We start from the raw sequence: 7,812 nt of genomic DNA on the forward strand, positions 1-7,812 counted from the left end.
TCATGCCCTACGTGTTGAATAGATCAATGTTACGTGAAAAACAGTTCATTTTCAGTAATTATTACATCCATTTTAACATCAAATTCTTCTGCGGGGATGTCATCAAACAAAAAATCAGAAAACACAAAACCAACTTTCAATCCATTGGTTTGTTCAAGGAACCGATCGTAGAAACCTTGTCCGTACCCCAGTCGATTTCCCTTTCTATCTCCCGCTGCCATGGGAATAACAATTAAGTCCAAATCTTCTTCTTGAACTTGATTCTCTTTAATTTCCGGTTCCCGAACGCCCCATTTGTTGGAAATCAATTCCCCAAAAGACCGTAATTCAATATGAGTCAATGAATGATCTGAGAAATTGGTGACAGGCACGACTACTTTTTTTTCACTCTCAAAAAGCTTTTCGATCAATTCATCGGTATTTACTTCCCTCCGCTCGTTCATAGATACATAAGTGTGTACCACTTTAGCATCATTAAAGAAATCGGATTCCGTTAACTTTCGAGTAATTGATTGTGATTTTTCTTCCCACTCCTCTTCAGGCATTTCTTTTCTCTGAGAAAGTACCCGATCTCGTAACTCTTCTTTTTTTTGGTCGGTAGAACTCATAATTCAATCACATGATGCCGGGTCAGGTCTAATCCTCTTTTTTCAATTTCTTTTAATAAATTGGTCCAAATATCGAGTCCGTATTTATTCATGAAATACACCGGAGAAACCGACCGCTCCTGCAATCCGCCATTGGGAAATAAGTTTACTTTGATCTTCTCAATCCGCTTAAGTTGCGTATTCTCTTGCTGTTTGATAGAGCGATATACTTTCCCTTTTAAGCGGTCTATATCATTTGAAAAACCGGCTACTGTTTTACCTACAGTACCATCTAATGTTGGATCAATCTCGTTAATTACTTTAAGGGGTTCCTCTGCTACCTCTTCAAGCTTCTGTTTCCATTTACCAAAAACCGTTTCTATATCTACGGTCTCTGCTTGTTCTACAAATTCAGATTCCAGGTCTTCAATCCGCTTTTCATAGGAGCAAAATTTAAATGGCAGTTTTTCTATGATTCGTGAAATACCGGATTCCAACAAAGTAGCCGTATATCGAGGAAAAATAGGCGGCATCTCCAGATCAAATTCCTTGTATAAATTTTTCATCTGACCGTAGTAAGCAATCTCACCCGGTCCTGCAACATAACCTAATGTTGGTAGTAGTTTGTCCTGAATAACCGGACGTAAAAATACATTGGGAGAAAATTTCTCGGGATGATCTTCAATTTCAGCAAGCAGGTCTGATTCTTTCCATTCAGTTTCCCCGGCCCCCCATCCTTCCTCCGCTTGGTGAATTTTAGTCCTTCCCTCCTCTTCCGACAGGTAAAACAAATTAGAGTCTCCATTCATAACCTGCCGATGGAAGCTTTGTTCTAATGCAGAACTCTGGTTTTCAATGGCATCATAAATACTCTCAGCTTTCGAAATAGATTTTTTGAAATCTTGCATAACTAATTCTTTTATAACAGCGGTATTACTTCCTGCAATCAAAAGTCCTTCTTCAGCAAACCATTCATTCATTAGTCCGGCAAAAGCTTGTGCAAGAGTTTTACCCTTTTGGTAATGAGTATCCAGCTGATCCCAAAGATTATCTGTAAAATCAGTTTCAAAGAGTTCTTCTTTTACCTTTTCTTTGAAAGCATGTATTTGATCACCTAATAATTCTTCCGAAACGGGGATATTTTTTCCTTCAGCTTCAAAATTGATTTTGTGGAAGTCTTCTCGACCCAAAATTCCGGTCCATGCTATCTCCTCAAAGTCATGATCTTCATCAGCCAACCAGAAAACCGGAACAACAGGTCGATCTAAAAGCTGCTCATATTTACAAGCCAACAGAATGGCTGTCATTGTTTTATAGATGGTGAACATTGGCCCACCGTACATCCCCAGCTGTTGTCCTGTTACAACTGCAAGAGCACCTTCTTCACCTAATTTCTTAAGTGCTTTTGCCTGAGCATCGGCAATACCCAATTCTTCGTGATAAGCTTTAAGTGCGGGGATATAGTTTTTTAAGAAATCGGCAGCAGTATGGACATCCGCTCTTTTTTTGATGTGGTCATCATCAAGGGGGTCATAGCTGTAAAAGCTACTGAGTTTATCAAAGTTATTTATATAAGTGTCAAAAAGACTCGAGTACGAAAGTTCGCTGAACGAACAGCCAGATATATCCAAAATTTATCCCTTTAATTTAGAAATGCGGTCTCTCAGCTTAGCCGCCTTCTCATAGTTTTCAGTTTCAATTGCAGTCTGAAGTTCTTCTTCTAATTTCTCCAACTGTGATAATTCTTTTTGCCCGGGAGACGACTTTTCGGATTTCAAAGCCTGCTCCAATGTTTGGTGCTCAGGTTCTGTACTGATACCTGCTTCCTCAAGTATTTCAGAGTTCACATAAATAGGAGATTTAAAACGAACCGCCAATGCAATAGCATCACTTGGGCGGGCATCTATTTCAACAACAGTGTCATTTCTCTCTAATACAATTTGAGCAAAAAAAGTACCTTCAGATAAATCATTTACATACACATGCTTAATATTGCCATCAAAACTTTGTACTAAATTTTTCAATAAATCATGTGTCATAGGGCGCGGAGGTTTTATATTTTCAAGCTCCAGAGCAATGGCCTGGGCTTCAAAAGATCCGATAATGATAGGCAATCGTTGATTTCCATCCGCCTCGGTAAGTATCAAAGCATAGGCTCCGCCACTGCTTGGGCTGGTTGAAAGTCCTAATATGTCCATTAATACTTTACTCAAATCTACACCTTTTTTAAGCTTTTAGAATTTAATTATAAAGGTAACGATTTTTGCTTAAGTCGTAAACTTTCAGATTTACAAACAGCACAAATAATATTTTGAAAAATTAATTCCATCCTGAGAGCAAATTTTGTTCAATAAAAATTCAAATAAAGCCTATATTCACGCCCAAATTCGTTGACTTTGCGAAACATTGAGGGTAACTTTTCAGCCCGTTAACCGAGAACATTACAGAACATGCTCGACAATTATTTTCCAATTTTAATTCTTGCCATTGTAGCCGTTGTTTTGGCTCTTGTTTTATTATCATTGTCAAAAATTCTTGGCCCATTTCGCCCGAACCAAACCAAACTAAAGCCTTATGAAAGTGGCATGGATCCGGTTGGTGAGGCAAGAGACCGATACTCCATTAGTTTTTATTTAGTCGCAATGGAATTTATTGTATTCGACCTTGAGGTTGTATTTATATATCCTTGGGCCGTTCGGTACTTAGACCTTGGATTTGGAACGTTCATGGCTATGATGGTATTTATAATAATACTATTCATTGGTCTGTTTTATACGCTCAAGAAAGGGACGTTGGACTGGGATTTAAATCATTTTAAAGCTTAATTATTTACCATGGGAATTGAATCAGCAATGGGTGAAGGGTTCTTCACCACAAAAGTAGATGCTTTAACAAACTGGGCGCGTGCGAATGCAGCTTGGCCAATGCCAATGGGACTGGCTTGCTGCGCTATTGAAATGATGGCCTTTGCCGGCCCACGCTATGATGCCTCTCGTTTTGGGTCTGAGGTTATGCGCTTCTCCCCCCGTCAAAGTGATGTCATGATTGTGGCCGGATGGTCTACCTATAAAATGTCGCACGCTATTCGACGGATCTGGGATCAAATGCCTGATCCAAAATGGTGTATTGCCATGGGAGCTTGTGCTTCTACAGGTGGAATGCATCGCTGCTATGGCGTAGTTCAGGGTGTTGATAATTATCTACCCGTTGATGCTTACATCTCCGGCTGCCCTCCCCGCCCCGATGCCCTGCTTCATGCCCTGATGAAGATTCAAGACAAAATTAAAACCGAGCATTCTGTTTTACTGGATACCTAAGATATGAGTTTAGATTTAACTGAAACGGTTCAAGGAGTTGTTGATGGCCTTTCTTCTGAATATTCGGAAGACTTGATTGAAGTCTATAAATCCTGCGACCATACCTACATTCGGGTTGAGGCTGAAAACATTAAAGAAATTCTCAACTACCTGAAAACCAAACATCATTTCATTTTCTTGTGTGATATTATTGGTGCTGACCGATATACTTCAGATGAACGCTTTGAAGTGATTTACAATATCATGAATCTTCGCACACAGGATCGGATCTTTGTGAAGATTAGATGTGAAGAAGAAGATCCTAAAGTTGATTCGGCAACTTCTGTTTGGTCATCAGCCGGATGGATGGAACGAGAAGCTTATGATATGTATGGCATCCGGTTTGAAGGGCATCCTGACTTACGAAGAATATTTATGCCCGAAGATTTTGATTATTTCCCACTGCGAAAAGAATTTCCGCTTTTAGGTATTCCGGGATCTATAGAACTGCCTAACACAACCCCAGATACGGAGTAAGGCATCATGAATGAAATTAACAGTAAAGTAAAACCGCAATTTTTTGAAAAGCATCAGCGAGGCATATATAAAAGCCTCGAGGATAAGCATACCACTATTGAAGAAATAGATGCTGAAGATCCGCTGAATGCCAAGATGATTCTGAATATGGGTCCACAGCACCCTGCAACGCACGGTGTACTACGTCTCATACTTCAACTGCGCGGTGAGCTCATTGAAAAAACTAAAATAGATATCGGTTATCTGCACCGCGGTGTCGAAAAAATAGCAGAGAATAAGACCTACCAGGAATTCATGCCCTACACCGATCGCATGGATTATCTTTCTCCTTACAGCAACAACGTTGCCTTGTGTATGGCTGTGGAAAAACTGGCTGAAGTTGAAGTACCTGAAAGAGCACAGTATATCCGAATGATATGTATGGAACTGGCTCGAATTTCATCTCATCTTTTATGGCTCGGAACCATGGTGATGGATGCCGGAGCGATTTCCTTTTTTATATGGACATTCCGTGAGCGTGAAAAAATATATGATATTTTTGATGAAGTGGCGGGTCACCGATTTACCGTTTCTCACTCCCGAATTGGCGGAGTGGCTAATGATTTTACAGATCGTGCCGTAGGACGAATCAAAGAATTTGTTACCAAGTTTGAGCAAGAATTAAAAGACTGGCATGGCCTGCTTGACCGAAACCGCATTTTCATCGAAAGAAATCAAGATGTGGGTATTGTAAAAACCGAAGACGCATTGGATATCGGAGCTACCGGCCCGGTACTTAGGGCATCAGGATTTGCTGTAGATCAGCGGATTATCACCCCTTATCTAAAGTATGGAGAAGTTGATTTTGAAGTGCCTACCCGAATGGAAGGTGACAACTTAGCCCGCTATTTCGTGCGTATGGAAGAAATGGATCAAAGCTTAAAAATCATCAAACAATGTTTTGATAAAATGCCTAAGGGTCCGGTTAGAACCAATAATGCTAAGCAGGCATACCCTTCCAAAGATGAAGTGTATTATTCTATGGAAGGTATGATCCATGACTTTATGATGACTGATACCGGTATTTGTCCACCGGCCGGCAAGGAAGTGTACCATGCGGTAGAATCACCCAAAGGCGAATTAGGATATTATATTCAAAGTGACGGTACCGGGCATCCGTGGAGATTAAAAGTAAATGCTCCATCCTTCCGTAACCTTCAGGTTCTGGAAAATATACTGGATGGCGAAATGGTAGCCGACACCGTAGTAATAATTGGAGGAGTTGATCCTGTAATGGGAGAAGCAGATAAGTAAATGGAAGAGACCTACGAATTCACAAAAGAAGACTTACAAGAAATTGAAGCCATAAAGGCCAAGTTCCCGGAAGTAATGCCCGCTACCCTCCCTACTCTATGGGTAGCGCAACGCCGGTTCGGCCATGTTGAACCACCTGTTCAGCGATTAGTGGCAGAGACTTTGGGGTTGCCCGAATCTCACGTTCATGGTGTGGCGACATTCTACACGCAGTATTATAAAGAGCGCAAAGGCAAATATGTGCTTGATGTTTGCACCACCACCAGCTGCCAGCTTTGTGGCGGATATAAAATGCTGCATTACCTGGAAGATAAGTTAGGTATCAAAGCCGGTGAAACTACCGATGACGGAATGTTCAGTATTCAATCTGTTGAATGCCTTGGGGCATGTGGCTATGCGCCAATGATGCAGATTACAAATGATGTGTACGTCAACAATCTCACCGAAGAGAAATTAGATAAGGTAATAGACAGCCTGAAAGATGGTAAAATGCCAGAATTTGAATCTGTAGGAATGCCCCTCCTCGAAAATATTAATGACAAGTAATTATGGCTTCTGATTGGAAATCGTTTGAACCGGTACTTATTCCTGATATCCCGAATCTGGATAAAATTGATAATTACATCAAAAATGGCGGGTATTCAGCTCTTAAAAAAGTTATTAAAGGCAATGACTGGAAACCTGCTGATGTCGTCAATGAAGTAAAAGCTGCAAATATCCGCGGCCGTGGTGGAGCCGGTTTCAATGCCGGACTCAAGTGGTCTTTTATGCCTGAGCCTGATGGCGGACCAAGATATTTAGCCTGTAATGGGGATGAATCAGAGCCCGGCACCTTTAAAGACCGTAAGATTTTTGAGTACAACCCTCATTTATTTATTGAGGGAGCCCTGATTGCAGCTTATGCCATGCAGGTTACAACTATCTATGTGTACATCCGCGGTGAATATTACTCGTGGATTAAAATGATGGAAAAAGCTCTTAAGGATGCACGAGATAAAGGTTTTATAGGAAAAAATTTATTTGGAACCGATTACAGTGTGAATTTTGAAGTAACCGGCGGTGCCGGTGCTTACATCTGTGGCGAAGAAACCTCCATGCTTGAATCCCTGGAAGGTAAGCGAGGTTATCCTCGAGTTAAGCCACCCTTCCCTGCTCAAAAAGGACTTTGGGGACGCCCAACCACTATTAACAATATTGAAACCTTAGCTAACGTGCCCCTGGTAATTAACAAAGGTGCTGATTGGTTTAAGAATATTGGAGCTGAAGATCATCCCGGCCCTATTTTATATGGAATTTCAGGGCATGTTAATCGTCCCGGTGTGTATGAATTACCATCCGGAGTACCGGTAATGGATCTTATTAATGATGTAGCACAAGGTGTTCGCGGTGGAAAGAAATTAAAAGCCCTGATCCCCGGCGGATCTTCCACTCCTGTACTTAGAGCAGATCAGCTTGAAGGTGTGGGAATGAATTCTGAATCACTCCGTGAAGCAGGCTCCATGATGGGGACAGCCGGAATGATTGTCATGGACGAAGACACCGATATGGTAGATGCACTTTGGAGAATTGCTCACTTTTATCATCATGAGTCCTGTGGACAATGTACTCCATGCCGAGAAGGAACCGGTTGGGCTGAAAAGATTTTATTGAAAATTAAGAATGGTAATGGTGAGCTTCGTGATTTAGATCTTTTACTTGATCTGACTACTCAGATGGAAGGAAGAACTATTTGTGCTCTCGCAGATGCCGCTGCTTGGCCAATCAGACACACCATTAACCGTTTTAGAGATGAATTTGAAGCACGATGTAAAAAATCAGTTCACGCTGTTGCATAGCGATTTATTATTGATGAAGAACTCAAGCCAAGAAATTTGGTCGAGCCTCTTATGAGAGAAGCGAATGAGTTAGCATCAATTTTTATAATTTCACGAAAAACGGCTCAAAAGAAGTTAAAATGACGATTGTTGATGATAACCGATAAATCATCAATCAAAAATCATAAATCAACAATCCAATATGCCAGAAATATTTATAGACGGACAACGATACGAATTTGAGGAAGGCGACGACCGTGGCGTTCTTCAGTTCATTTTGGATCA

9 protein-coding genes are annotated in these 7,812 nt (G+C 40.9%); 6 read left to right on the forward strand and 3 right to left on the reverse strand.

Going from position 1 to position 7,812, the window contains the following annotated elements; all coding sequences use genetic code 11:
- Window positions 1-29: 29 nt before the first annotated feature.
- The 3 genes from RI561_RS12085 to RI561_RS12095 are packed head-to-tail and all read right to left on the reverse strand — an operon-like array spanning window position 30 to window position 2,800.
- Window positions 30-608 (reverse strand): 5-formyltetrahydrofolate cyclo-ligase, encoded by a 579-nt coding sequence (locus tag RI561_RS12085; RefSeq protein ID WP_395080503.1) that lies wholly within the window; start codon window positions 606-608, stop codon window positions 30-32.
- Entirely contained in the window at window positions 605-2,218 is a 1,614-nt protein-coding gene (gene bshC / locus RI561_RS12090) for a bacillithiol biosynthesis cysteine-adding enzyme BshC (RefSeq protein ID WP_395080504.1), read from the reverse strand. Before bshC ends, RI561_RS12085 begins: the two co-directional genes overlap by 4 nt.
- 3 nt (window positions 2,219-2,221) lie before the next feature.
- Complete coding sequence (locus RI561_RS12095; protein ID WP_395080505.1) at window positions 2,222-2,800, reverse strand: bifunctional nuclease domain-containing protein; 579 nt, start codon at window positions 2,798-2,800, stop codon at window positions 2,222-2,224.
- 237 nt (window positions 2,801-3,037) lie between these two features.
- Between RI561_RS12095 and RI561_RS12100 the strand changes: the two genes are divergently transcribed.
- The 6 genes from RI561_RS12100 to nuoF are packed head-to-tail and all read left to right on the forward strand — an operon-like array spanning window position 3,038 to window position 7,548.
- A complete protein-coding gene (locus RI561_RS12100; protein WP_395080506.1) occupies window positions 3,038-3,412 on the forward strand; it encodes an NADH-quinone oxidoreductase subunit A in 375 nt (124 codons plus the stop codon).
- Window positions 3,413-3,421: 9 nt separating this feature from the next.
- On the forward strand, window positions 3,422-3,904 hold the full coding sequence (locus tag RI561_RS12105; protein WP_395080507.1) for an NADH-quinone oxidoreductase subunit B: 483 nt from the start codon (window positions 3,422-3,424) through the stop codon (window positions 3,902-3,904).
- Between the two features lie 3 nt (window positions 3,905-3,907).
- The gene (locus RI561_RS12110; protein WP_395080508.1) at window positions 3,908-4,420 is read left to right on the forward strand and encodes an NADH-quinone oxidoreductase subunit C; all 513 of its coding nucleotides are present in this window, start codon (window positions 3,908-3,910) and stop codon (window positions 4,418-4,420) included.
- A gap of 6 nt (window positions 4,421-4,426) precedes the next feature.
- Window positions 4,427-5,713: an NADH dehydrogenase (quinone) subunit D gene (gene nuoD / locus RI561_RS12115; RefSeq protein ID WP_395080509.1), complete on the forward strand. Its 1,287-nt coding sequence runs from the start codon at window positions 4,427-4,429 to the stop codon at window positions 5,711-5,713.
- On the forward strand, window positions 5,714-6,259 hold the full coding sequence (gene nuoE / locus RI561_RS12120; protein ID WP_395080510.1) for an NADH-quinone oxidoreductase subunit NuoE: 546 nt from the start codon (window positions 5,714-5,716) through the stop codon (window positions 6,257-6,259).
- 2 nt (window positions 6,260-6,261) lie between these two features.
- Window positions 6,262-7,548 (forward strand): NADH-quinone oxidoreductase subunit NuoF, encoded by a 1,287-nt coding sequence (nuoF, locus tag RI561_RS12125; protein ID WP_395080511.1) that lies wholly within the window; start codon window positions 6,262-6,264, stop codon window positions 7,546-7,548.
- The last annotated feature ends 264 nt before the right edge of the window (window positions 7,549-7,812 follow it).

Origin of the sequence: Gracilimonas sp. (genome assembly GCF_031581265.1) — a bacterium.
Lineage (GTDB): Bacteria > Bacteroidota > Rhodothermia > Balneolales > Balneolaceae > Gracilimonas.

Excerpts from the sequence above, each read along its gene's own strand:
- RI561_RS12085 (WP_395080503.1), bottom strand. The coding sequence starts at position 608 with ATGAGTTCTACCGACCAAAAAAAAGAAGAGTTACGAGATCGGGTACTT.
- RI561_RS12100 (WP_395080506.1), top strand. The coding sequence starts at position 3,038 with ATGCTCGACAATTATTTTCCAATTTTAATTCTTGCCATTGTAGCCGTT.
- RI561_RS12105 (WP_395080507.1), top strand. The coding sequence starts at position 3,422 with ATGGGAATTGAATCAGCAATGGGTGAAGGGTTCTTCACCACAAAAGTA.
- RI561_RS12110 (WP_395080508.1), top strand. The coding sequence starts at position 3,908 with ATGAGTTTAGATTTAACTGAAACGGTTCAAGGAGTTGTTGATGGCCTT.
- nuoD (WP_395080509.1), top strand. The coding sequence starts at position 4,427 with ATGAATGAAATTAACAGTAAAGTAAAACCGCAATTTTTTGAAAAGCAT.
- nuoE (WP_395080510.1), top strand. The coding sequence starts at position 5,714 with ATGGAAGAGACCTACGAATTCACAAAAGAAGACTTACAAGAAATTGAA.
- nuoF (WP_395080511.1), top strand. The coding sequence starts at position 6,262 with ATGGCTTCTGATTGGAAATCGTTTGAACCGGTACTTATTCCTGATATC.